Consider the following 23,842-nt stretch of genomic DNA (forward strand, 5'->3'; position numbering starts at 1 on the left):
CCGGGTCCGCGCCGTCTGCTGTGCCTTCCGGCCACGGAGCCGGACAGCAGTGCAGGCGTCACTGGTCAGGGCAGCAGGAGGGTCCACGGCTTCGGCCGTGCAGGTCGATAGGGTGCAGGTGTGTCAGTCGATATCGTAGAGCGCCGCCGCATCGTGCTCCAGAGCGAGGATCGTCGCTTCGATCTCTCGCTTCCGTTCGACGAGACCCTCGACGACGCTCTCGTCCTCAGCGGGCTGTCGACCGCCGATCGCTTCGTGACGATCGGCCCCGGGGGCTTTGAGATCCCCGGTGAGACCGAGTGCGAAGACCTCATCGACGGAGGGCTGTACGCGCTGATCGACCGCACAGCGCTGGCCCCGCAGGCCCGACGTGCAGGTGCGACCGCAGGGCCCTCGCGCGCGGATCACGGCGCCAGATGGTGGATGCTGGCTGTCAGCGGTCTGCTGCTCGTCGCGATCTTCGCGCAGGGAGCAGGCGATCCGCTGCTCAGACTGCTGATCGGGCTGCTGCTCGTCCTCGGTGCCATCAGCGGAGCGGTGGCGTGGGCGCGTCGGGATTCGGCGGCAGGCGTGCGCGGCATCCTCGGTGTTCTCGCTCCGATTCTGCTGTCGTTCGCGGCAGGGGCGCTCCTGATCCCGGCGGGGCTGGAAGCGAGTGCTCATCTCTCCGCAGCCACCGGCTTCCTCGCGGCAGGCATCACCACCGCGGTGATCGCCGTGTCCGCCCGAGCCCGTCCGATGCGCGCCGCCGCCGGCACGGCGACAGTGCTGCTCGTCGCCCTCGCCTCCATCTGGGGTCTTGCGCTGCTGCTCCGATGGGGACAGGCCGAGGCTGCGGCCATCTCGCTCGGACTCGTCCCGTTGGGGCTCCGAGCTCTGCCGAGCAGTCTGGTGAACCTCCCCGAGGGCTATTTCATCGACTACAAGCACTTCATGACCAGCCGCTGGACGGTGCGCGGAGCCATTCCGGAGTCCGTCGGTCTGCTGCGCCCTGAGCGCATCACGGCCGTCGTCGACGATTCCTCCGCACGACTCATCGCCGGCACCGCGGTGCTCAGCCTGGTCGCCGTGCTGATGACACCGCTCGCGTTCCTGCGTGAGTGGCCGGACGACCCGATCGTGGTCTCCGGGGGCATCGCCCTCCTCATCTGCGTCGGCCTCGCGCTGCTGCTGACTCCGCGGCACACCACCTCGCGCATCCTGCGCTGGCTTCCCCGTGCGGCTGCCGCGGCCGTGTTCGTGGTCGCCGGCATCCAGGCGTCGGTTGCTCTCGGCGCAGGTTTCCAGGTGCTCGGCGCGGCAGTGCTGTTCGCCGTCGGCCTCACCGCTGTCGCTGTCATCATCCCGATCTCGCGCGGCGCGAGCTCGCTCATCTGGTCGCGGTTCGGTGACGCCTTCGAGTGGCTCGCCGTCGCACTGGCGCTGCCGGCGGCCCTGCTCTATGCGAATGCACTGTCGCTCGTTCGTGGAATGATGGCGGGATGAGCGGGAACGGCGAACCACAGCCCTGGCCGGCGGGTGGACTGATCCCCCCGGTGCAGCCAGGACCCGGTCAGCCGGGCGAGATCCCGGCGCTTCCTCCGGCGCTCATCGCGGCGCCGCCCGGCGTCGACGGAGCGCCGCTGCGCTCTGCACCCACTCCTCCCGCACCGACGCCGATCGTCGCGACGCGCGCACGGACGAGGCAGCCCGCAGACGGCCTGGGGCCCGCATTCGTCGGCTCGCCGGCGGGCACAGGGCTGCGGATCGCGGCCTTCACCCTCGATGTGGCCGCGGTGATCCTCATCGCGGCCATCGTGCTCGTCACCACGCGCAGCATGCTCCTCGCAGGCCTCACGGTCGCCGAGCTCGCGATCTTCCTCTGGGTGCTCGAGGCCCGCACGGGTCTCACCCTCGGCAACGCCGTGCTCAGGCTGCGCGCGGCGCGAGCCGACCGCCCGTACTCTCCCGGCATCGGCCGCCAGTTCGTGCGAGGCGTCGTCACCGGTGCGGGATTCCTGGTCGCCGTGGGCAGCTGGGTCGTCGTCGCATCCACAGCCTGGGACCGCGGCGGGCGCCGTCAGTCCTGGGCCGACCGCATGGCGGGAACAGTGGTGGTGTCGGTTCCGCGCGCGGCCGCAGACGTCGCCGCGGTGGTGCCGGTTCCGCAGGCGGCAGCGCCGCTCGCGCCCCCTCAGGTCGTGCCGCTGGGTGCGCACCCCTCGGCGGTCGACGAGGACTCCGAGCCCACCGATGCCCGCGCGGCCTCGCACCGCACCGAGACGCCCGCCCCCGTGCCGCAGGGTGAGGACCGCCCGCTCTTCACGGTGGCACCTGCCCCGGCGCAGCAGTCCGGCGGCGACGCTGCAGGCCCTGCATCCGAGTCCGGCGCCCTGCTGCTCATCTTCGACACCGGTCAGCGGGTGCAGCTCGGGCTTCCGGTCGCCGTGAACCTCGGTCGGGCCCCCGTGGCGAGCGTCCATGACGACCGGCTCGTCACCGTGACCGATCCTGATTCCTCGGTGTCCAAGACGCACCTGCGCATCGAGCACTCTCGAGGCCGCACCTGGGTCACGGACTTCGGATCCACCAACGGTTCCGACATCCGCTCCGACGACGGGCAGATGACGGAGCTCGTCGCGGGCGAGCGGGTGCTCCTCGATGACGCCGACCGCGTCCGCATCGGCAACCGCAGCTTCACCATCAGCCTCCTGCTGGCCACAGACAGCAGCGCCGGAGAGAGAGCATGACAGGACCCCGCCTCGCGCCGCCCCGCGTCCCCTCCGGAAAGCTCCCCGTCCAGGCGCCGCCCGAGCTGCAGCCGAACGACGGCGGCATGGGGATTCTCGGATCCCTCCTGCCGATGCTCGGAAGCGTCGGCGCGATCGTCATGGTCACCATGTCGAACCAGTCGGTGACGGGCCTCCTCACCGGTGGCATGTTCCTGCTGTCTTCGCTGGGCTTCGTCGCCGTGAACGGCTGGCGTCAGCGGTCGCAGCGGCAGGCGGCCACGCTCGGCTCGCGCCGCGAGTACCTGGCCTACCTCACCGAGCTGCGCCAGACCGTGCGCGTCGCCGCGAGGCAGCAGCGGAGAGCGGCGAACTGGCACCTCCCCGCGCCCTCGGCGCTGCCGTACATCGCCGAGGAGCGCACCCGCGTGTGGGAGCGCGGGATGAACGACCCCGACTTCCTCACGGTGCGGGTCGGCACGAGCGACCAGCCGCTGTGCATCACGCTCGAGGCACCCGAGCTCCCCCCGCTCGCGCAGCTCGACCCGGTTGCGGCCTCCGCCGCGCATCGATTCATGCTGACCCACGAGCTTCAGAAGAACCTCTCGCTCGGCGTCACCCTGCGCGACTACGCGCGCATCGAGATCACCGGCGACGAGAACGAATCCCGGGGCCTCGCGCGAGCCATGCTGCTGCACCTCGCCACGATGCACGACCCGGACATCGTGCAGATCGTGATCGCCGCAGACTCCGCCGTCCTGCCGCAGTGGGAGTGGGCCAAGTGGATGCCGCACACGCACTCGCGCACCGTGAGAGACGGTCTCGGTGCTGCGCGCATGATCGGGTCGCAGCTGTCCGAGCTCGAGGACATGCTCCCGGCCGAGGTGCGGGAGCGGTCGCGCTTCTCACGTGACGGGTCCGGCGCCAAGGTTCCCCACATCGTGATCCTCACCGACGGCGTCAGCACGTCGTTCAACGACATGCTGGTCAGCGGTGACGGAGTGCAGGGTGTGACGGTGATCGACCTCCCCTCCCGGTGGAGCGACCTCGACGACCCGAACGCGCTCCGCATCGCCTTCGAGCCCGGAGACAGGGGCAGTCGTGCCGAACTCGTGAGCCTCCAGGTCCCTGCGCGGCCGTTCGAGGCCGACGCGATCAGCATCGTCGAGGCCGAGGCGACCGCGCGGCGACTCATCGCCCTGTACTCCGGTGGCACGACCATCACGAAGAAGAAGAGCGCGACCGATCAGGCCGAGCTCGTCGAGCTGCTCGGTCTCCCTGACGTGCGCGACCTCGACCTCGACGCGGCCTGGGCTCCTCGGCTCGAACGCGACCGGCTGCGTGTGCCGATCGGTCAGACGGAGGATGGCAGCCCGCTGATCCTCGACATCAAGGAATCCGCGCAGCAGGGTATGGGGCCGCACGGTCTCATCATCGGTGCGACCGGGTCGGGCAAGTCCGAGGTGCTGCGCACGCTCGTGCTCGCCCTCGCGATGACCCATTCACCCGAGCAGCTCAACTTCGTGCTCGTCGACTTCAAGGGTGGCGCGACGTTCGCCGGCATGGCGGATATGCCCCACGTCTCGGCGATCATCACGAACCTCGGCGAGGAGATCTCGCTCGTCGACCGCATGCAGGACGCCCTGCAGGGCGAGATGGTCCGTCGGCAGGAGCTCCTCCGTGCGACCGGTCCGTTCGCGAACGTCGCCGACTACGAGAAGGCACGTCGTGGCGGACGCACCGACCTCGCTCCTCTTCCCGCTCTGCTCATCGTCGCGGATGAGTTCTCCGAGCTGCTGTCGGCCAAGCCGGAGTTCGTCGACACGTTCGTCAACATCGGCCGACTCGGCCGTTCGCTCCAGGTGCACCTGCTGCTCTCCTCGCAGCGTCTGGAGGAGGGCAAGCTCCGCGGCCTCGACACGCATCTGTCGTACCGCATCGGCCTGCGCACGTTCTCGGCGGCGGAGTCCCGCACGGTGCTCGGCGTGCCCGACGCGTACCACCTGCCCACGCAGCCGGGTGCCGGAATCCTGAAGTCCGACACCGAGACCATGACCCAGTTCCGTGCCTCCTACGTGTCGGGGCCGCCGCCCCGCCGCAGGCGCCGCGCGGCGACAGGCTCGACTCAGAGCACAGGGTCGACCGCGGTCGAGCTGTTCACCGCTGCTCCGGTCTGGCGCGCGGAGGCTCCCGCCGACGAACCCGAGGTCGTGGTCGACGCCGAGCCTGAAGAGAAGCGCAACACGTTCGAGATCGCCGTCGAGATGATGAGCGGCCGCGGTCCGTCTGCCCACCAGGTCTGGTTGCCGCCGCTCGAGACCCCGGCCACGCTCGACCAGCTGTTCGGCGACCTCGTCGAAGATCCTGCCCTCGGTCTGATCTCGCCGCGATGGAGGGGCGCCGGTGCACTCACCGTTCCGCTCGGAATCGTCGACGTGCCGCTCGAGCAGCGCCGTGAGAACCTCGCGATCTCGCTCGGCGGTGCCGCGGGGCACATGGCGATCGTCGGTGCGCCGCTCAGCGGCAAGAGCACTCTCGCGCGCACGGCGCTGGTCGCCCTGGCGCTCACGCACACCCCGCAGGAGGTGCAGTTCTTCGTCATCGACTTCGGCGGCGGCAGCTTCACCGGCCTGCAGAGGTTCACGCACGTCAGCGGCGTCGCGACGCGTTCGGAGCCCGACATCGTGCGACGCACGGTCGCCGAGGTCACGAGCCTGCTCAACGCCCGCGAGGTCTACTTCCGCCAGAACGGCATCGACTCGATCGACACCTACCGTCAGCGCCGTGCCCAGGGGCTGGCCGACGACGGCTACGGCGACATCTTCCTGATGATCGACGGCTGGGGCACGCTGCGAGCCGAGTTCGAGATGCTCGAACCGCAGATCCAGGCGATCGCCGCCCGCGGTCTGACCTACGGCGTGCACGTCGTGATCACGGCGGCTCGCTGGATGGAGATCCGCGCCAACATCAAGGACCTCATCGGCACGCGCATCGAGCTGCGGCTCGGCGACCCGACGGACTCCGAGGTCAACCGCAAGGCGGCCGAGAACGTCACGGCGATCCCCGGTCGCGGCCTGAACGAGAACGGTCTGCAGATGCTCACGGCGCTGCCGCGCATCGACGGCGTCGACGAGGCATCCTCGCTCGCGGGCGGCATCGACGATCTCGTCGCGCGAGTCGCATCGGCGTGGCACGGCCCCGCCGGACCCAAGCTGCGCCTGCTGCCCTCGCGCATCGGTCACGCCGACCTGCGCGGAGTCGCCGCGGCCGCATCGGCAGACGGTTCGGAGCCCCGCGAGATCCTCCTCGGCATCGACGAGGCGAACCTCGCTCCGTTCTCGATCGATCCTCTCGAAGAGCCGCTGCTCTACCTCTACGGCGACGCCGACTCGGGCAAGTCCTCGATGCTCCGCGGTGTCGTGCACGAGATCACCCGCCTGTACGGCCCGTCCGAGGCGAAGATCTTCGTGGTCGACTACCGCCGTGCGCTGCTCGGAGAGATCCCGCAGGAGTACCTCGGCGCCTACCTCACGTCGCACGAGATGACGGAGGGCGGCATGAGCGAGCTCGCCCAGTTCTTCCAGAGCCGCATCCCCGGCGCCGACGTCACTCCCGACCAGCTGCGCACGCGGTCGTGGTGGAAGGGCGCTGAGGGCTTCGTGCTCATCGACGACTACGACCTCGTGTCCACGTCGCAGGGCAACCCGGTGGCCGTGCTCGCCCCGCTGCTCGCGCAGGCGGCCGACCTCGGCCTGCACGTGATCCTCACGCGTCGCACCGGTGGAGCGAGCCGTGCGGCCTATGACCCGATCATCCAGCGCATGACCGACCTGGGTGCCACCGGCATCCTGCTCTCGGGCAGCCCGGAGGAGGGCCAGCTCATCGGCAAGGTCAAGGCGATCCCGGCCATCCCCGGTCGTGCGCAGATCGTGAGCCGTGACCGCGGCCTCGTCGCCGCGCAGCTGCTGTGGGTGCCGCCGAGCTACCAGTGACGGACACGCAGAAGACCGGGACTCAGACCGTCTGGGTCCCGGGTCTCGCCGGCTGGCAGGGTCAGCAGCGGTCGACGACCGGGCTGATCGCGCTCGGCGTCGTGCTGGCCGCCGCGATCCTCTTCTACGCGGCGACGCTGCTGGCCGACCCCGCCCCGGCCATGAAGGTTCTCGGAGCGGCAGTCGTGGTGGCCGTCGGTATCGCCGTCTGGCTGCAGGCGGCCCACGTCAGGGTCGCACGCGTGAGGGTCGTTCGCCTGGTCGTCGACGGAACGAGCGTCGTGTTCGGTGGGGCCGAGCAGATCATCTGGCCCTTGCGCACTCTCGTCCTGGCGGGACTCCTCCTCCTCGCCGGGTGGGCATGGAGTGTCTTCACGGTTCCCGCAGAGCGGATGACGATGCTCACCCTGCTGGGCGTGCCCGTGATCGGGGCGATCCTGCTCATCGCGGGCGCTCGCTCGTGGTTCCGGCCGCCTTCTCGCCATCGACTGTCGATGCGCCCCGACGGACTCGAGCTGCGAATCCCCCGCAACGATGTGAGCGCGACCTGGGACGAGATCGAGGATGCATCGCTGGAGGGCGACCGCGTCGTGGTCCGCACGACCACGACGCGTCCCTCGTCGTGGGCGGCTCGTGATCTCGCGAGTGATCCGGTGATCCTCGCCGAGCTCGTGTCGTTCTACGCGCGGCATCCCGCGGCGCGAGCCGAGATCGGCGCCGCGACGCTCGCGCGTCTCCGGTCCGGAGATCTCTGAGGCCGGGCCTCAGCGACCCACTGTTCCTGCCCCGAAATCAGCGTGTGGCGTCGGCCAGGTGGCGCGCGTCGTGGCTCAGCACCTTGACGATGATGCCGTGGCGGCGCAGCTCCTGCGCGGTGCGGGCGCCTTCGTCGGCGTCGCGGCCCAGGGCATGGATGTTCGCGACGACGAGCACGTCACCCGTCTTCAGGGTGCCGATGAGGCGCGAGAGCCGGTCGCTCCAGCTCTCGAGGATGTCGGGCGAGGGGTGACGGAACCCCTCGATCGGCACGCCGAAGCGGGTGAGGTCGTCACGCTGCTCGACCACCGAGGGCATGCCCTCGCGCGAGACGACGAGTCCGACAAGGCGGGAGCCGTCCGGGCGGGCGAGCCAGAAATCGCGGTTCTGCTGCAGCTCGGTGAAGCACTTCGGGCACTCCGCTGCCGCATGCGGCAGGTGCAGCGGACTCGTCAGGGCCTCGTCGACGGATGCCGTCGCCTTCATGGGATCGATCGTCTCGCTCATCGCGCACCTCCGGCATCCATTCTGCCCTGATCCGAGGCCGCGCGGTGACCTTTCAGAGCATCCCGAGGGCTCGCACCGCTTCGCGCTCGTCGACCAGCTCAGCGACGGAGGCATCGATGCGGGCGCGCGCCCAGTCGCTGACCTCGAGCCCCTCGACAATCTGCCACTCTCCGTCGATCGAGCGCACCGGGAACGACGAGATCAGCCCAGCCGGAACCCCGTACTCGCCGTGCGAGACCACGCCCGCGGACGTCCAGTCGTCGGTCCCGCGCACCCAGTCGCGCACGTGCTCGATCGTCGCGTTCGCGGCGGAGGCCACCGACGACGATCCGCGCACCTGGATGATCTCGGCCCCGCGCTTCGCGACCCGCGGGATGAACGTCTCGTCGAGCCACGCGGGCACGTCGCCGACGATGGCCTCGAGGGCATCGGCCACCGGAGCGCCGCCGACCGTCGCATGCGAGACATCGGGGAACTGCGTCGCCGAGTGGTTTCCCCAGATCGGCACCCGTCGCACGGTGTCGACGGGCGCTGCCAGAGTCTGCGCGAGTTGAGCCCTCGCCCGGTTCTCGTCGAGGCGCGTCAGCGCCGTGAACCGCTCGGCGGGAACTCCGTCCGCGGATGCGGCGGCGATGAGGGCGTTCGTGTTCGCCGGGTTGCCGACCACGGTCACTCGTACGTCGGGTGATGCGTGCGCGGCGATCGCCGCTCCCTGGGGCCCGAAGATGCCCGCGTTGGCGGCCAGCAGGTCTCCCCGTTCCATGCCAGGGCCGCGCGGACGCGCCCCGACCAGGAGCGCGAGGTCGGCGCCGTCGAAGCCGACAGCGGGGTCGTCGGTCACCTCGACGTGCTCGAGCAGCCCGAAGGCGCCGTCCTGCAGTTCGAGCGCAGCGCCCTCGGCGGCACCGAGACCCTGGGGGATCTCGAGCAGTCGCAGCCGCACCTTCTCCTCAGGGCCGAGCAGGTCTCCGGCTGCGATGCGGAAGAGCAGCGCGTATCCGATCTGTCCGCCTGCACCGGTCAGCGTGATCGTGGTCGTCATGACTCGAGCCTACGACCGTGACGTGCCCTCGGTGCAGAGTACCCTCGTGGCATGACCTTCAACCCAGATGCCGATGTCTCCGGCAACACCGCCCGCCGCCGCGGTCGCGGCGCCGTCGTCGCCGGAGCCGGCGGCGTGGGCCTCCTCGGCATCATCGCCCTCATCGCGGGGCCGCTGCTGGGGATCGACCTGACGGGCCTGCTCGGCGGCGGGGGAGCCACCGGCGGCGGATCGGAACCCGAGGGCGGCAGCGTGATCGAGAACTGCCTCACGGGTGAGGACGCGAACGAGAACGTCGACTGCCGGGTGGCGAGCTCCCAGCTGGCGCTCGACGGCTACTGGGAGGACCACGTCGACCCGTATCGGGCTCCCGAGCTGATCATCGTCGACGGCGCGACCTCGACCGCGTGCGGTACGGCCTCCAATGCGGTCGGCCCCTTCTACTGCCCGCCGGATGAGACGGTGTACATCGACCCGACGTTCTTCCAGCTCATGCAACAGCAGTTCGGAGCATCCGCCGGGAATCTCGCCCAGCTCTACATCGTGGGCCACGAGTGGGGACACCATATTCAGTACATCACCGGCGTGATGGATCGATACCCGAACAACGGCACGGGGCCGGACAGCAACGGCGTGCGCATCGAACTGCAGGCGGACTGCTATGCCGGCGCGTGGATCGGGCAGATGACGCAGGAGAAGGATCCGGACGGCGTCCCGTATCTGCAGGAGACGACGGAGGCCGAGCGCCAGGATGCGCTGAACGCGGCGAACACGGTCGGCGACGACAACATCCAGCAGCAGTCGTCGGGTTCGGTGAACCCCGAGAGCTTCACGCACGGCACGAGCGAACAGCGCAAGTTCTGGTTCGCGAGCGGCTACGAGAACGGGCTCGACGTGTGCGAGCAGCCCCTGACACTGCCGGGAGACCAGCTCTGATCACGCCGACGTGATCACGACGGGCTTCTGAGGGAGGAAAGACGATGGACCTTGACGCGCTGTATCCGCCGATCGAGCCGCACGAGACCGGTGAGCTGCTCGTCGGCGACGGTCACCGCATGTATTGGGAGGTCAGCGGCAACCCCGACGGCAAGCCCGTGGTGTTCCTGCACGGCGGACCGGGAAGCGGAACATCCGCCTGGCAGCGTCGGTTCTTCGACCCCGACGTGTATCGGATCGTGCTCCTCGACCAGCGCGGCTGCGGGCGCAGCACCCCGCACGCGAGCGCGCCTGACACAGATCTTCGCTTCGTCACCACCGCGCACCTGATCGCCGACATCGAGCTGCTTCGCCGCAACCTCGGCATCGAGAAATGGCAGGTGTTCGGCGGATCGTGGGGGAGCGCGCTCGCGCTCGCCTATGCGCAGGCGCATCCGGATGCCGTCAGCGAACTGATCCTCCGGGGAATCTTCACGCTGCGCCGCGAGGAGCTGGAGTGGTTCTACGAGGGCGGTGCGGCGGCGCTGTTCCCCGACCTCTGGGAGGAGTTCCTCGCTCCCATCCCCGTTATCGAGCGGTCGCACATGATCGAGGCGTATCACCGGCGGCTGTTCGACCCCGACCCGGCAGTCCACGAGCCGGCGGCGGTCGCCTGGTCGCGGTGGGAGGCGTCGACGGTCACCCTGCGACCGGATGCCGCCCAGATCGAGGCGATGTCGGATCCGCGCACAGCGACCGCGTTCGCCCGCATCGAGAACCACTTCTTCGTGAACCGCGGCTGGTGGTCGGAGGGCCAGCTGATCGCCGGAGTCGACGGCATCCGTCACATCCCGACCGTCATCGTGCAGGGGCGCCACGACGTGTGCACCCCGATGATGACCGCGTGGGACCTGCACGTGGCGTGGCCCGAGGCGGACTTCGTCGTGGTCGACGATGCCGGCCACTCGGCCACCGAACCCGGCACCCAGCGGGCATTGCGCGCGGCGACCGACCGCTTCGCGAGCTGAGACCCCGCGGCGGACGGAACGCTCGGAGGCGGAGGCAGACGCGGAGGCGCCTCAGGCGCGCAGCGCCTGCGTCAGCGTCTTCAGCAGCCCGACGATGCCGCCGTTCGCACGGAACCGCGTGAGGCCCTCGCTCACCGCGGCACCTGTGCGTGCCGATGCGAACCACGGCGGCTTCGGAAGGATCGTGAGGCGCCCACCGCCGTTGACGATCGGCAGCGAACGCGGGAACGGCCGGAAGGGGCCGCGGATCACCGAACGCTCGACGCCGTCGAGCAGCAGTGCGTTGTGGACGACCCCGATGCCGCTGCCGACGTCGTCGATCGTGCTGCCGGGGAAGGCCCCCCAGGTCAGGGTCGGTGTGATGAAGCCGAAGGCGGTCCACCCGTTGATCGCGATCGAGCCGTAGCGCAGCGCCGCGATGGCCCGGTCGAATCCGGCCCCGAGCTTCTTCTCGGTCGACGGATCGATCAGCAGGTTGGCGCCCAGAGTGCCCTGCAGTCGATCGTTCGCGTAGGCCACCGCGGAGTCGAGGAACTCCTGCCCGGTGCCGGGGATCGCGACGACCCCGAGGACGGGAGCGAAGTACTCGGTGCTCTGCAGCGCTGCGGCGTCGTCGCCCTGCTCGATCTCGACCAGCAGGCGGTCGCCGAGCACGAGGGCGTCGGGGTATGCCTCGGTCGCGAGGTCCATCCGCGAGGGCGAGCCGGGGTACCAGATCGGCCGCTCGGGGGCGTTGGCGTAGGCGCGGCGCAGGGCCGCCCGGAAGTCGTCGGCCTGCGTCCAATCCGACGACATGATGACGACCTGGCCGGCGATGCAGTTGTGGCCGCTGTTCTGCAGGCGCATGGTCGCGACATGCTCGGCCTGATACGTCAGGTCGGCGGCCGTCCAGTCGCCCGGCACGATGATGATCGGCGACACGCCGCCGAGCTCGGCGGTGATGGGCTTCTTCAGCTGCGGCCGGTTCTCGCGGCGCCGACGTGTGGCGGCCGATCCGGTGCCCCAGACGATCGCGTCGAACGTCGCGGCGGAACCGGTGATGTGCACGTGCGCGAGATCGGGGTGACCCGTCAGGTAGACGCCCACCGCAGGCCCTCCGCGCACGATGCGCAGCAGGCCGAGGGCGATGAGCGGGGCGAATGCGCGCTTGTACACCGGTACGAGAGCATCCTGGGTCGGGTTGACCTTGAGCAGTGCGGTGCGGTTGTGGGCGAGCAGCTCGTAGAGCACGTCGAGCACGGGGATCGAGGTGATGTTGCCGGCGCCGAGCACGAGACCCACGCCGCCGGATTCCGAAGGCGTGCGCTGGGCGAGACCGGCCGCGGCCCGCGCGCCGTTGGGGGTGATCCCCGGTTCCAGCCACACCTCGCCCGTGTAGCCGGAGAGGAGGAACCGGTCGATGCCCGTGAGCGGGAAGGCATGCACGCGAGAGCGTCCACCGGGCGCCCGGTCGATCCTGACGCCGTCGAGAGGATTGGTGCCGTTCGCGAGGCGCGAGAGGGTCTCGATGTACGCATCGAGCGCGCCGAGGACGCTGTACGGTCCGCTGAGCCATTCCTCGCCGCGCAGCGGATGCCGGTCGTCGAGGCCCTTGGAGGCGGCGGCGGTGTTCGCCCAGTCCTCGGCCGTCGCGGCGACGCTCGTGCGCACGCCGTGCAGCAGGGTGACGCGCTGCGCGAGGGTCAGGGCCGACCACGTGCGGCTGCCGATGTGGAGCTCGGCGATCGCGGCGTCGAGGCGTTCGCGTTCGCCCTCCGGCAGGTCGGTGGTCGTCGTCGTGGCGGCGGGCGTGGTCGCAGAAGTCATCGGCGTCTCCTTCGGACGGGATCCCAGCTTAGGCCGGGCATCCGGTCACGCGTCGATGTCGGCGCGACGCAGCCGGTACCGGCGAAGTGTCAGCAGACTCGCCGTCATCAGGAGGGCGGGAAGGATGCTGAAGCTCAGCACGATCCCCGTGATCGCCGCGTCCGGCTGCTCCGCCGTCGCGCCGGCGACCGTCGACACGTACCCGGTCGCCGCGAGGGTGAGTGAGACCGCGGTGGCGCCGAGGGCGAAACCGACGGTCTCGCCCGCCGTCCACACCCCCGTGAACGTGCCCGCCTGGCCCCTGCCGCTGATGCGCTCGTCGTGCGAGATGACATCGGGAAGCATCGCCATGGGCAGAGACTGCAGCCCGGCGTACGCGACGCCGGCGAACCCGATCGCGCCGTACATCCAGGTGCCCGGCATCCAGGCGGCCAGGACGAGGGTCGCAGCGGCAGCAGTGAACAGGATGCTCGCGATGGCGAAGGCCCGTTCCTTGCCGATCCGCCGCGCCACGATGGTCCAGACGGGGGTGGCGACCAGGGCGGGGCCGACGAGCGCCAGGAACACCAGGGTGACGGCATCCTCGCTGCGCAGCACCCAGGTGGCTACGTACTGTGCGGCGGCGAGCATGGTTCCCGTCGCCAGGGCCTGCAGCAGGAACGTGCCGAGCAGCGCGCGGAAGGGCTGGCTGCGGCGCAGAGTGCGCACGCCGGCCGCGTACTGCTCGCGGATTCCGGCCGGCGCCGCGAGCGTGGGGCGATCGGCCTCGTCGGGGTGGTGCGCTGCCGCTGCGCGGTGCGCGGCAGCATCCGCCGTGCGCGAGGCGATGAGCATGCCGACGCCGATCGTGAGGCCCGCGACGACGCCCATCAGCAGGTATCCCGCGACCGGGTCCGGCCCGGCGCTGCGCAGCTCGGGCCCGCCGGCGCCGAAGAGCAGGATCGCCGCGGTGAGCACGACCACGCGCCACCCGAGCAGGCGGGTGCGCTCGTCGTAGCCCGAGGTGAGCTCGGCGGGCAGGGCGACGTACGGCACTTGGAACAGGCTGAACGACGTGGCCGTGGCGAGGAACGCGAGAAGCACGCAGATCGCGCCCGCTGTCGGTCCCCACGACGGGGGCACAGCGAACGTGAGTGCGAAGAACAGCGGGAGCGTGAGGGCGCCCACCATCATGAGGCCACGACGGGAGCCCGTCTTCGCGTACTGGCGGTCGGATGCCGCACCGATCAGCGGATCGATGATGACGTCCCAGATCTTCGCCGCGGTCACGATGAGACCGGCGGCGAGGGCCGCCACACCGAGGTTGTCGGTGAGGAAGTACGTCAGCACGAGCCCCGGGAGGGTCGCGTAACCGCCCGTGCCCAGCGAGCCGATCGCGTACAGCGCGACCGTGCGGGCGGACAGGCGGGCGGATGCTCGTTCAGGCCGAGCCGCGGTGCTCATCGCGCCAGTGTATCGGTGCGCGAAGTGCCCCCAGCGGGGTCAGATGAGCGAGAGCTCGCGCAGCTTCGACTCGACGTCGGCGTTCGACGGCTCGACGTGGTGCGAGGAGTCGGGGTAGAGCACGACGGGGATGTTCGTGCGTCCCGAGATCTCCTTCGCGACGTCGGCGGCCGACGGGTCGGCGACGAGGTCGACATAGGTGTACTCGACACCGAGGCCGTCGAGCTGCTTCTTGGTGCGGATGCAGTCGCGGCACCAGTCGGCGCCGAACAGTGTGATCGCGGATTCTGCAGGAGAAGTCATGTATCCAGGGTAGAGCCGCATGGCTGGACGGGCGCCGAGTCGGGAGCGGCGAGAGGTCCGCATTGCTAAGTAAGGGTAGCCTTACCTATAGTTGGTCACATGAACACTGCGTGCGAGCATCTCGAGGATCCGGACTGGGAGCACATCGAGGGAGTCGTGCTGATCGCCGGGGACTCGACCGATGCCGGGGCGATCGCGGCCATCGCCGCTCGCCTCCCCTGGGATGCGGAGGGGGTCATCATGCTCGAAGCGGCCGCACGCATCCAGTTCCGCCACATCGATGTACCCGAGGGCGTCTCGGTGCGATGGCTGTTGCGAGGCGACGGCATCCGCCAGCACGCGAAAGGCGAGCGTCTCGCCACCGCGGTGCACTCGTGGTGCGTCGAATGGACGTGTTCGGAGCCGCCGCTGCAGTGGACCGTCTGGCTCGGTGCGCACACTCCGCCCCATGTCGCGCGAATGGCTCGCAGCCTGCTCGGTGTGGCCAACTGACCACGCCATCCGAGAAACGCGCGAACCGTCACGCCCGCGCCCGCGACGTTGAGGGCGCGGGCGCGCGGAGTCAGCGCGTCGCGAGCGCCGGAGTGCCGGTGGCTGTGGCGCCGGCCGTGATCGCATCGAGCGCGCGCCGCAGCGACGAGCTCGACGTGTGCGCCGTGTACGGGAAGTAGACGACCTCGACGCCGACCTCGGCGAATTCGCGTTCGAGCCGCAGGCCCTTCTCGGTGCCGCGCCAGTCGTCGCCCTTGAAGAAGTGCGTGAACTGCACGTCACGCCACGAATCCAGCTTCGACGGAGTCGTCTCGACGTATACATCGTCGACGAATGAGATGTGGCGGACGATCTCCGCCCGCTCTGCGGTCGGGATGACGGGCTCGATGCCCTTCACCTGCCGCAGCATCTCATCGCTGACGACACCGGCGACAAGGATGTCGCAGTGCTGCTTGGCGTGACGAAGAAGGTTGAGATGCCCGACGTGAAACAGGTCGAAAGCACCCACGGCGTAGCCGATGCGCGTCCCCATGATCTCCCCAGATCAGTAATTCCCCAGAAGGCGGATCCCCATCCGCCCAGCGACTCCCACAGCCGCATCCGCACAGCCTAGCAGGTGCCGGGTTTCCCGCCCATAGGAACACATGGAACTATGGAAGCCGCAGGAGTCGCCGGCGCACGTGAAGGGGGAGAGTCCGTGGGTACACCGGTCACCGTCATCGTGCCGACCTTCAATGAGCGCGACAACGTCGCGGAGCTCGTCGCCAGGACCGCCGTCGCGCTCGCCGCGTACGACGCCGAGATCCTGTTCGTCGACGACAGCTCCGACGACACCGCTGCCGAGGTCGAGCGCATCGCGGCGGATGCTCCTCTTCCCGTCCGCGTCATCCACCGAGCAGACAACACCGGTGGACTCGGGGGAGCGGTCGTCGTGGGGCTCGAGGCCGCGGCATCCGACCTCTGCATCGTGATGGACGGCGATCTGCAGCATCCGCCCGAGCTGCTCCCCGCCCTGCTGGCCCGTCACGAGGAGGGGGAAGCCGACGTGGTCGCCGCCTCGCGATACATCGGCGGCGGCGACACCAGCGGCCTCGGCACGGCCATGCGCTTCGGAGTGTCTCGGACGGCGACCTGGCTCACGCGCGCGATGTTCCCGATCCGTCTCGCCCGCAGCTCCGACCCGATGACGGGCTTCTTCCTCGTCGACCGCACCAGACTCGACCTCGCGGCCCTCAAGCCCCAGGGCTTCAAGATCCTCCTCGAGATCCTCGCCCGTACGGATCTGCGCATCGCCGAGATCCCCATGGAGTTCGCCGAGCGAAGGCACGGCACGTCCAAGGCGAGCCTGCGGCAGGGTGCGACGTTCCTCGCGCACCTGACCCGACTGCGCTTCGGCAAGATGTCGCTCTTCGCGCTGATCGGCGCGATCGGAGCCGTGGCGAACCTCGGCATCATGTGGCTGCTCACGCTGGCCGGTGTGCCCTACATCTGGGCGGCCATCATCGGTGCCGAGATCACCATCATCGGCAACTTCATCCTGCAGGAGCGGTTCGTCTTCGCCGACATGCGCACGGATGCACGCGGTCTGGGCGGGCGCTTCGCCGCCTCGTTCACGTTCAACAACGTCGAGGCGGCGCTGCGCATCCCGGTGATGGCGCTGATGGTCGAGACCTGGCACATCTCGAGTGTGCTCGCCACGGGGCTGTCGCTCATCGTGGCCTTCTTCGCGCGCTTCCTCTTCCACTCGCTCGTCGTCTATGCGCCGAAGAGGCGCCGGCATACGAAGACGGCGGTGTCCGAGCCGAAGCCGGACACCGCCGCGATCCGTGTCCTCCGCGCGATAGACGCGGAGGCTCTGAAACCGGGAGAGCTCTAACGCAGCTGGGCGCTCAGCTCCGACCAGCGGGCGGTGACAGCGTTGGGCGCGACCTTCGACAGGTAGCCGAGGATACGGATGCCGTCGCCCGTGGATGCGGTCGCACCGCCTGAAACGGTGACTTGCCAGTCGGGCTCGTTGGCGTCGGCGGCCCAGGCCTTTGCGAGCACCGTGCCGTCGATGACGCGGATCGAGACGCGCACGTCGTCACCGGGCTCGTACGTCCCGCGGCCCGCGACGACCACGTCCTTCAGCGTCACGCTCCGGTTGGCGGTCACCTTCGCGAGCGTCAGGCGGATGCTTCCCGAGGCCTTGAGGGTCACGGTCGCACGGTAGCCGTTCTTTCCGTCATCCGATGAGAGCGCCTGCAGCGAGTGGTACATCACCCCGGTGCCGATGTTCTCGGGAACGCTGAACGTGACGGAGGCCTCGGTCCCCGCTGTCTCCGCACCCGTGTAGTCGTGACGGATCTCCTGCCCGGGGCGCAACGCGAATGCACCTGCCTCCTCGGCGGGAGGTTCGACGACAGGCGGTTCGACGACAGGCGGTTCGACGACCGGCGGTTCGACGACCGGCGGCTCCACGACCGGCGGCTCGACGACCGGCGGTTCGACCACCGGCGGTTCGACGACCGGGGGCTGCTCGCCGGGGTTGGCCATGCGCCAGACCTTGAGGCTTTCGAGCTTCATCTCGCCGCCCTTCCACCCGGAGGCGGGAAGGCCGATACCGCAGTCGGGTTCTGCCGGCGGGCAGCCGATCTGCAGGGTCACGCGCGGATACCACGTGGCGGTGGGTCGCTCGAAGATCGCCTTCCAGTCGAACCCGGGACGCACGTCCTCTGGGCCCGCGTCGAGCATGACGTGACCGTCGACGCTGATCACGATGCGATTCGGGGTCTTCTCCATCACATACGTGTGCGTGCCGGTCGGATCCGAGTGGGGAAGCTGCTCCCAGCGAACCGAGCCCTGCAGGCTGCGGTGGGTGGATCCGTATTCGTTATGGAGAGTCGCGGCGGGACGAGCGTCGTCGCCGAAGACCTCCATGAGGTCGATCTCGCCATGGGCGCTGTCGAGCGGGCGCAGCCACATCAGTGCGGGCCAGAGGCCCGGACCGAAAGGCACGGAGCCCACGGCCTCGACACGCGAGTAATTGGGGATCACGATGTCGAGCCCCTTCGCGTCGCCAGAGGTGTACGCCGCGCTCGAGCGGTTCTCGGCTGCGCCGCGCACCGTCAGCCCCGTGGAGCCGAACGACACGTTGCTCGGGATGTCGTACGACGACGTGTTCGACGACTGACCGGTCTCGAGCGTCCAGCGGCTCGAGTCGGAAAGATCGACGTCCTCCTGGAAAACCCATCCGGGAAGATCGTCATCTGCGGCGGTGGCCGGAGCCCCGCTCAGTAAGGAAAGTGTGAGTATGGCGGCGCCCAGGGCACCGAGAGACGTCTTTCGGGAGATGCTCATTATTCGGAAAACTCATTCCGTCGGAACCCCCTCCGCGGAAAATAACCTTTTCATCACAGCATGATCTGACGGTGGGGTCAAATCACGGCGGTCCCGAATAACGATATACTGCGGCCCCGGATGGCGCGACGGGCACTCAGGCGCGTATCTCGCTGAGCGGTGACATCACCACGGCGCCGGCCGGAACATCTTTGAATACGACCGCATTCGGGCCGATCCGTGCGCCCGCGCCCACGGTCACTGCGCCGATCACGACGGCGCCCACGCCGATCTCCACGTCGTCCTCGATGATCGGGCAGTCGTCAGATGTTCGGCGGTTTCCCAGCGTCACGCCCTGCCGGAGCATCACGTTGGCTCCGATCCTGCTGGCCGGATTGACGACCACCCCGACCCCGTGACGAAGTCTCAGCCCGGGACCGACCGGAGTGCTGACCGGCAACTCGATCCCCATGAATCCCTCGGTCACCAGCTTGTACGAGCCGCCGACCATGATGAACATGAGCCTCGAAAGAGGACCACGGCCGGCCTTCCACCGCTGCGCGAGGCGGAACCATCGCATCACGAAGCGACTCTTGGGATACGACCCGTTCGCTCTGCGGTCCGCAGCCCATGCGATGCGGAACGCCTGACGGGCATCGGGTGCGGTCATCGCGATCTCACGGCTCCTTCGGCGATGCGGGCGGACAGCCACGTCCGGCGTTCCCCGAGCTTACGCTCGAGAGCCCGGCGCGCGGCAGGCGCATGCGCGCGCATGGCACGCTCGAACAGTGCCGTGAACCGGTCGAGCTCCTCGATCTTCGCGGCGTCGGAGCGGGTGTCGTCGATCGACAGCGACGTGATGCGCACGGCCGGAGCTCCGAGCAGCTGCTCGGCGAGCTCGGAGTAGGACGCCGCGAGCTCCGGGCTCTCCCATGACGCGCGTCGCCACGTCACGGAGGCCGTGACCTGAGCCGCATGCACGCGGTAGGCGAGACCCGGAAGGGCGAGACGCTGCATGCGCGCGCCGCGGGTCGCCATCCGCAACCAGAGGTCGTAGTCCTCGGTCGGGAGGTCGCGGTAGCCCCCTGCGTCCTCGATGGCGGCGCGGCGGCCGAGGAACGTCGAATGGGCGACCGGGTTCGTCAGAAGCAGGTGGAGTCCGAAGTCGTCGGCGGCGATGCCTGACGGGCGGGGCAGGCCCGGTCTCCCCGATCCCCACGTCACGACCGTGCTGAACACCGCATCCGCGCCTCGGTCGATCGCGCGGAGTTGGCGGACGAAGCGTCCGGGAAGCACGAGGTCGTCGGCGTCCATCCGAGCGACGAGATCGCTGTCGGTCGCGTCGAGGAGGTCGTTGAGCGTCGCTGCCACGCCGCGGTTCGGGCGCGAGATCACCCGCACGCGCGCGTCGTCGAGAGCGCGGATCGCATCCGCTGTCCCGTCCGTGCTGCCGTCGTCGAGGACGACGACCTCGGCATCCCGGGGCAGCGCGCGGGTGGTGGAGCGGATCGCGGACGCGATCGTCCCTGCGGCGTTGTACGCCGGGACGATCACAGACAGGCGCGGCATCTACATGCCTCTGCCGCGCTTGTTCAGCGTCGCCACGACACGTTCGCCGGAGACCACGCCCATGCCGACCAGCAGCGCCAGGTAAGCGCGAGGCTGCCGCACGTCGTGACCGATCGCGCGGCGGGCCCAGGAGCGGGCACGGGGACGATCGCCGAGCGCGCCGTGTGCGAAGGCGATCTGGCCTTCGATGCGGGCCTGACCCTCGCCACTGCGCACGAACTCGGGATGCTTGTCGAGAAGATAGCTCAGGCCGTCGGCGATGCCCTGCCACTTTTCACTGAAGTACGAGGTGCGGTCCCAGTGGATGATGGTGTGTGCCTCCGGCACGGCCACGACGCGTCCGACCTTCGCGGCGCGGAGCAGCAGGTCGTAGTCCTCGCCGTACGAGGCCGGCAGCTCTTCGTCTACGAGGCCGAGCTCACCGCGGAGGGCCTCTGCGCGGACGACGAACGAGCTGGGGTGCAGCTCCGTGATGCGCGAGCGCAGCAGGTCGTCGAGATCGACCGACTGCGGAGACAGCCGTGCGTGTGTGCCGCCGGCCGAATGGATCTCGATCCCGGTGGCGGTCAGGACGACCGAGGGATCCTCGAACAGCGGCAGCTGGGCCGCGAGCTTCGTGGGCTTCCACTCGTCGTCGTCGTCGCAGAAGGCGATGAGCGGAGCGGATGCCTCGAGGATGCCGGTGTTGCGCGCTCCCGCGAGACCCGGAGTCCTCGAGTTGTTGACGGCACGCAGCGTGTGCGGTCCGCGCTCGAGATCGTTCAACTCGTCGATCTCGGTGCCGTCGTAGACGAGCACCACCTCGATGGGCTGGACGGTCTCCTGCGCGAAGACGGAAGAGACAGCGCGTCGAAGCAGCTGCGGACGGTCTCGCGTCGCCATGACGACGCTGATGATCGGTTGCACCATTGACTCCCCAAAGTCGTGGTAGAAAGTCGCGCTTCCCCAAGCGCGATCTCTGCAGTCTACCGGGTCGACACCGGTGGCGACAACGGCTTGGTCCGCAGCTCACGCATGGCGAGTGCCGCGGCGGGGAAAGTGAGGATCAGCCCGTTCGGGAGGACGCCGTAGAAGAACACCTCGACCAGGATCACGAGCTGCACGGTGTGCAGCACCAGCATCGCCGTACTGCTCGCCCGCGCGGTCGCGAAGAACATCCACACCAGCGCGAGGAGGAAGCAGATGAGGGCGGGGAAGCCGTGCGAGAACATGACCATCCACAGGTGGCCCTGGGTTCCCGCAGAAGGCGCGCCGTCGGTGAACGAGGGCCGGGGTGCACCGTAGCCGAAGAGCGGGGACTGCAGCGTCCGGACGAAGGTCTCCTCGTAGAGGTTGGCCCGATCCTCGGTCGATGAGCTGGTCTCCACCCGATCGGTGAGCTTGCTGCCCACGTCGAGCGCCACGGCGGCGATCCCCGCGATCACTCCGATGACGCTGAGGAGCGCGACGGCTCGCAGTCTTCCTGCGAGGGCGAAACGGAAGAAGAGGTACGCCGCGGCGACCGCGAGACCGATGAACATCCCGCGGTTGAGCGTGAGGAACGCCGGGATCAGCGACAGCGGGATCGCCGCGATGAGAAGCCAGAAGCGGCGTCCACGGGGGATCAGCGTGAGGTACGCGACCACCATCGGCAGGGTGATCGAATAGACGTTGCCCCAGCCGTTCGTGTACAGGAACGGCGCGGACGGCCGCGGGTCGAGCGCGAGCCAGCTGTCGGGGTTGTACTGCGTGAGGCGGCGCACCACCATCTCGCCGATCAGCTCATTGGCCTGCAGCCCCTGCGGAAGCACGTACGACATCGGAGTGCGGAATGAGAACTCCGGGGCGATGATTCCCGCGAACCCGCCGAGCACCGCCCACAGCCAGAAAAGGGTGAGGACGCCGAGCACGTACCGCATGGTCAGTGTCTCGCGGGCGTTGTACACGTACACGAACACGACCGTGATCATGATGTACAGCAGCGCGCGGTAGACGAAGCCGATGAGGCGACCAGACGTGTCGATCCCGATGACGGACGCGCACATGAGCACGATGAACATCAACCAGATCGCGAAGCCGCGCGGGACCTGGATGCCGCCGCGGCGCACCATGAGCACGACCATGCAGCCGGCGAGGGGGATCCAGGCCATCTCGGCGAAGCCGAGCACCCACCAGAGGGGGAAGAACGCGAGCATCGCGGTGAACGGCCATCGCGGCAGCGCGGTGCGCACGGGGTCGCCGACGGGCACGCCGGCGCGCGCTCCTCCCGCCACAGCGAAATGCGTGTCCACCCGTCCTCCGTGTTCCCCCAGGGTTCGCCCCTAGGATATGTGCACAGGCTGTTAGATGGCGGGAAGTACTGGGGACGATTCCGCGGCAGTGTTAGGCGAGGGGGAATCGTCCATGGACGACAACGATCAGGCAGGTTCGGCGACGCTGGGCTTCGAGCACTACGTCTTCGTGCTGAAGAGGCAGTGGCGGATCCTCGTCGCGGCGACCGTCCTCGGAGCCATCGCGTCTGCGGGATACCTGCTCCTGGCGCCACAGACGGTGACGGCGACCACGACCATCAACCTCAACGTCATCACGACCGAGCCGTTCAGCGCGCAGCGCGCGGCATCCGGCCTGCTCGACGACGCCACCGAGACGGCGATCGCGCGCTCGCACGTCGTCGCCACACGCGCTTCCGAGCTCCTCGACGGAGAGTCGACGCCCGGCGAGATCCGCGCGGCGTCGACGGTCGCGACCTCATCCGGCGCAGCGGTCGTGACGGTCGACTACGACGCACCCACCGCCGCCGCGGCCGTGAAGGGAGCGGACGCCGTGGCATCCGCCTACCTGTCCTTCCGCAGCGACCAGGCGCAGGAGCGCATCGGCGTGATGGTGACGAACCTCAACGAGCGCATCGATGCGCTCAACACGACTCTGGGTGAGGTCAACCAGCAGTTGGTGTCGGCTGACCCGAGCAGCGCCGCCTACGCGCAGGCGACGACGCAGCGGCAGCAGATCATCACGGAGCTCGACGGGTTGCTCACGCAGCGCAACGGCCTGCAGAGCGTCGACACCACCGGTGGCATCGTCCTCTCCGCGGCGGAGGACAACGAGCTCGGCTATGCACCGGGACGCACCGTGACGCTGCTCACCGGTCTCGCGGGCGGTCTGGTGCTCGGGATCATCGCGGCCTTCATCTGGAATCCGCTCGACCGACGCCTTCGCAGCGCTGCGGAGATCTCGCGGTCTCTGCGCGCACCTGTGTTCGCGACCGTCGACGCGAAGCGCGAGGACGTGCCGGCCAAGGGCGCGGCCGCCGATTCGCTGCGCGTCACCAGAGAGCGGCTGCTGGTCGACATCTACCTCGGCACGACCGTGCTGGTCATCGACGCCACGCACTCGGATGAGACCTCGCCGACGGCGGTGAACCTCGCCGTCGTGACGGCGCAGGTGGGCCACGACGTGCAGTTGATCGTTCCCGCCGGCAGCGACGACTTCCGCGAGCACCTCGGCACGGCGCTCGAGCTCGATGACGCCGAAGAGGGGCGTGCCGTCTCGTCGACCATTCCCACGCTCCGCGTCTTCACCGCGTCCGACAGCGGAGACGAGCGTCAGGGTGACCTCCTGTTGACGGAGCAGACGCACGCGGCCATCGCGGATGCCGGTGATGAGACGCTGACGTTCGTCGTGCTCCCCTCGTCGGCGCACCCTGCGAGCATCCTCGCGGGTCTCCGCGTCGCGCAGGCGGTCGTCGTGGTCGCGCGCGAGCACGATACGACCACCACGGAGATCCGGTGGCTCAAAGAAGAGGCGGACGCCATCGAGACTCCGCTGCTCGGAGCCGTCGCCGAGCGCGGCCTGCGACGTGCGCAGCGTGCGGAGCGTGGCATCTCCTGGCCGTTCGTGTCGCGCTCCGAACACGCGAAAGCCGCCCGCGCGAAGGCGCGGACGGCGATCGAGTCCAAGGCCACGGCCGACGCCAAGGCCTGACAG

The 23,842-nt window shown here is 69.2% G+C and carries 20 protein-coding genes; 9 read left to right on the forward strand and 11 right to left on the reverse strand.

Annotated elements, in window-relative coordinates:
- Positions 1 to 120: 120 nt before the first annotated feature.
- Genes RQG77_RS19115 through RQG77_RS19130 form a run of 4 tightly spaced genes read left to right on the forward strand, consistent with a single transcriptional unit; the run spans position 121 to position 7,455 of the window.
- Complete coding sequence (locus tag RQG77_RS19115; RefSeq protein WP_311246167.1) at positions 121 to 1,485, forward strand: hypothetical protein; 1,365 nt, start codon at positions 121 to 123, stop codon at positions 1,483 to 1,485.
- Positions 1,482 to 2,729, forward strand: a complete 1,248-nt coding sequence (locus tag RQG77_RS19120) for an FHA domain-containing protein (protein WP_311246168.1) — start codon at positions 1,482 to 1,484, stop codon at positions 2,727 to 2,729. Before RQG77_RS19115 ends, RQG77_RS19120 begins: the two co-directional genes overlap by 4 nt.
- Positions 2,726 to 6,700 carry a type VII secretion protein EccCa gene (gene eccCa / locus RQG77_RS19125; protein WP_311246169.1) on the forward strand — a complete coding sequence of 1,325 codons (3,975 nt, stop codon included), beginning with the start codon at positions 2,726 to 2,728 and terminating at the stop codon, positions 6,698 to 6,700. The genes RQG77_RS19120 and eccCa overlap by 4 nt, the downstream gene beginning before the upstream one ends.
- Positions 6,697 to 7,455, forward strand: a complete 759-nt coding sequence (locus RQG77_RS19130; protein ID WP_311246170.1) for a hypothetical protein — start codon at positions 6,697 to 6,699, stop codon at positions 7,453 to 7,455. Before eccCa ends, RQG77_RS19130 begins: the two co-directional genes overlap by 4 nt.
- A 37-nt stretch (positions 7,456 to 7,492) precedes the next feature.
- Here RQG77_RS19130 and RQG77_RS19135 read toward each other — a convergent pair whose 3' ends face one another.
- Both RQG77_RS19135 and RQG77_RS19140 read right to left on the reverse strand, forming a co-directional pair.
- The gene (locus RQG77_RS19135) at positions 7,493 to 7,963 is read right to left on the reverse strand and encodes a recombinase family protein (RefSeq protein ID WP_311246171.1); all 471 of its coding nucleotides are present in this window, start codon (positions 7,961 to 7,963) and stop codon (positions 7,493 to 7,495) included.
- Between the two features lie 52 nt (positions 7,964 to 8,015).
- Positions 8,016 to 9,005, reverse strand: coding sequence for a malate dehydrogenase (locus RQG77_RS19140; RefSeq protein WP_311246172.1), 990 nt, complete (start codon positions 9,003 to 9,005; stop codon positions 8,016 to 8,018).
- A 51-nt stretch (positions 9,006 to 9,056) separates the two neighbouring features.
- On the opposite strand from RQG77_RS19140, the gene RQG77_RS19145 reads away from it, so the two are divergent.
- Positions 9,057 to 9,941, forward strand: coding sequence for a neutral zinc metallopeptidase (locus RQG77_RS19145; protein ID WP_311246173.1), 885 nt, complete (start codon positions 9,057 to 9,059; stop codon positions 9,939 to 9,941).
- Positions 9,942 to 9,985: 44 nt separating this feature from the next.
- The gene (gene pip / locus RQG77_RS19150) at positions 9,986 to 10,948 is read left to right on the forward strand and encodes a prolyl aminopeptidase (protein ID WP_311246174.1); all 963 of its coding nucleotides are present in this window, start codon (positions 9,986 to 9,988) and stop codon (positions 10,946 to 10,948) included.
- A gap of 51 nt (positions 10,949 to 10,999) precedes the next feature.
- Here the strand turns inward: pip and RQG77_RS19155 are convergent, their stop codons facing one another.
- Genes RQG77_RS19155 through RQG77_RS19165 form a run of 3 tightly spaced genes read right to left on the reverse strand, consistent with a single transcriptional unit; the run spans position 11,000 to position 14,500 of the window.
- Complete coding sequence (locus RQG77_RS19155) at positions 11,000 to 12,754, reverse strand: aldehyde dehydrogenase family protein (protein ID WP_311246175.1); 1,755 nt, start codon at positions 12,752 to 12,754, stop codon at positions 11,000 to 11,002.
- Positions 12,755 to 12,799: 45 nt separating this feature from the next.
- On the reverse strand, positions 12,800 to 14,197 hold the full coding sequence (locus RQG77_RS19160; protein ID WP_311246176.1) for an MFS transporter: 1,398 nt from the start codon (positions 14,195 to 14,197) through the stop codon (positions 12,800 to 12,802).
- 39 nt (positions 14,198 to 14,236) lie between these two features.
- Positions 14,237 to 14,500: a glutaredoxin domain-containing protein gene (locus tag RQG77_RS19165; protein ID WP_056309972.1), complete on the reverse strand. Its 264-nt coding sequence runs from the start codon at positions 14,498 to 14,500 to the stop codon at positions 14,237 to 14,239.
- 99 nt (positions 14,501 to 14,599) lie between these two features.
- Between RQG77_RS19165 and RQG77_RS19170 the strand changes: the two genes are divergently transcribed.
- Positions 14,600 to 14,992 carry an SIP domain-containing protein gene (locus tag RQG77_RS19170; protein WP_311246177.1) on the forward strand — a complete coding sequence of 131 codons (393 nt, stop codon included), beginning with the start codon at positions 14,600 to 14,602 and terminating at the stop codon, positions 14,990 to 14,992.
- A gap of 70 nt (positions 14,993 to 15,062) precedes the next feature.
- Here the strand turns inward: RQG77_RS19170 and RQG77_RS19175 are convergent, their stop codons facing one another.
- On the reverse strand, positions 15,063 to 15,524 hold the full coding sequence (locus RQG77_RS19175; protein WP_311246178.1) for an adenylyltransferase/cytidyltransferase family protein: 462 nt from the start codon (positions 15,522 to 15,524) through the stop codon (positions 15,063 to 15,065).
- Between the two features lie 120 nt (positions 15,525 to 15,644).
- On the opposite strand from RQG77_RS19175, the gene RQG77_RS19180 reads away from it, so the two are divergent.
- Positions 15,645 to 16,868 (forward strand): glycosyltransferase, encoded by a 1,224-nt coding sequence (locus RQG77_RS19180; protein ID WP_396653432.1) that lies wholly within the window; start codon positions 15,645 to 15,647, stop codon positions 16,866 to 16,868.
- Here the strand turns inward: RQG77_RS19180 and RQG77_RS19185 are convergent.
- The 5 genes from RQG77_RS19185 to RQG77_RS19205 form a co-directional block, all read right to left on the reverse strand.
- On the reverse strand, positions 16,865 to 18,331 hold the full coding sequence (locus RQG77_RS19185) for a family 16 glycosylhydrolase (protein ID WP_311246180.1): 1,467 nt from the start codon (positions 18,329 to 18,331) through the stop codon (positions 16,865 to 16,867). The two genes, RQG77_RS19180 and RQG77_RS19185, sit on opposite strands and share 4 nt — an antisense overlap.
- A gap of 136 nt (positions 18,332 to 18,467) precedes the next feature.
- Positions 18,468 to 18,980, reverse strand: coding sequence for a serine acetyltransferase (locus RQG77_RS19190; protein WP_311246181.1), 513 nt, complete (start codon positions 18,978 to 18,980; stop codon positions 18,468 to 18,470).
- Positions 18,977 to 19,879, reverse strand: a complete 903-nt coding sequence (locus RQG77_RS19195; protein ID WP_311246182.1) for a glycosyltransferase — start codon at positions 19,877 to 19,879, stop codon at positions 18,977 to 18,979. The genes RQG77_RS19190 and RQG77_RS19195 overlap by 4 nt, the downstream gene beginning before the upstream one ends.
- On the reverse strand, positions 19,880 to 20,785 hold the full coding sequence (locus tag RQG77_RS19200; RefSeq protein ID WP_311246183.1) for a glycosyltransferase family 2 protein: 906 nt from the start codon (positions 20,783 to 20,785) through the stop codon (positions 19,880 to 19,882).
- A 59-nt stretch (positions 20,786 to 20,844) separates the two neighbouring features.
- The gene (locus tag RQG77_RS19205) at positions 20,845 to 22,149 is read right to left on the reverse strand and encodes an O-antigen ligase family protein (protein ID WP_311246184.1); all 1,305 of its coding nucleotides are present in this window, start codon (positions 22,147 to 22,149) and stop codon (positions 20,845 to 20,847) included.
- Positions 22,150 to 22,261: 112 nt separating this feature from the next.
- On the opposite strand from RQG77_RS19205, the gene RQG77_RS19210 reads away from it, so the two are divergent.
- On the forward strand, positions 22,262 to 23,839 hold the full coding sequence (locus RQG77_RS19210) for a hypothetical protein (RefSeq protein WP_311246185.1): 1,578 nt from the start codon (positions 22,262 to 22,264) through the stop codon (positions 23,837 to 23,839).
- Positions 23,840 to 23,842: the final 3 nt, after the last annotated feature.

Source organism: Microbacterium sp. WCS2018Hpa-23, assembly GCF_031843845.1.
Classification (GTDB): domain Bacteria; phylum Actinomycetota; class Actinomycetes; order Actinomycetales; family Microbacteriaceae; genus Microbacterium.

Coding starts and splice junctions, on each gene's coding strand:
- RQG77_RS19190 (WP_311246181.1), bottom strand. CDS start 18,980: ATGACCGCACCCGATGCCCGTCAGGCGTTCCGCATCGCATGGGCTGCG.
- RQG77_RS19175 (WP_311246178.1), bottom strand. CDS start 15,524: ATGGGGACGCGCATCGGCTACGCCGTGGGTGCTTTCGACCTGTTTCAC.
- RQG77_RS19145 (WP_311246173.1), top strand. CDS start 9,057: ATGACCTTCAACCCAGATGCCGATGTCTCCGGCAACACCGCCCGCCGC.
- RQG77_RS19155 (WP_311246175.1), bottom strand. CDS start 12,754: ATGACTTCTGCGACCACGCCCGCCGCCACGACGACGACCACCGACCTG.
- RQG77_RS19135 (WP_311246171.1), bottom strand. CDS start 7,963: ATGAGCGAGACGATCGATCCCATGAAGGCGACGGCATCCGTCGACGAG.
- pip (WP_311246174.1), top strand. CDS start 9,986: ATGGACCTTGACGCGCTGTATCCGCCGATCGAGCCGCACGAGACCGGT.
- RQG77_RS19210 (WP_311246185.1), top strand. CDS start 22,262: ATGGACGACAACGATCAGGCAGGTTCGGCGACGCTGGGCTTCGAGCAC.
- RQG77_RS19140 (WP_311246172.1), bottom strand. CDS start 9,005: ATGACGACCACGATCACGCTGACCGGTGCAGGCGGACAGATCGGATAC.
- RQG77_RS19160 (WP_311246176.1), bottom strand. CDS start 14,197: ATGAGCACCGCGGCTCGGCCTGAACGAGCATCCGCCCGCCTGTCCGCC.
- RQG77_RS19180 (WP_396653432.1), top strand. CDS start 15,645: ATGGAAGCCGCAGGAGTCGCCGGCGCACGTGAAGGGGGAGAGTCCGTG.
- RQG77_RS19195 (WP_311246182.1), bottom strand. CDS start 19,879: ATGCCGCGCCTGTCTGTGATCGTCCCGGCGTACAACGCCGCAGGGACG.
- RQG77_RS19120 (WP_311246168.1), top strand. CDS start 1,482: ATGAGCGGGAACGGCGAACCACAGCCCTGGCCGGCGGGTGGACTGATC.
- RQG77_RS19170 (WP_311246177.1), top strand. CDS start 14,600: ATGAACACTGCGTGCGAGCATCTCGAGGATCCGGACTGGGAGCACATC.
- RQG77_RS19165 (WP_056309972.1), bottom strand. CDS start 14,500: ATGACTTCTCCTGCAGAATCCGCGATCACACTGTTCGGCGCCGACTGG.
- eccCa (WP_311246169.1), top strand. CDS start 2,726: ATGACAGGACCCCGCCTCGCGCCGCCCCGCGTCCCCTCCGGAAAGCTC.
- RQG77_RS19185 (WP_311246180.1), bottom strand. CDS start 18,331: ATGAGCATCTCCCGAAAGACGTCTCTCGGTGCCCTGGGCGCCGCCATA.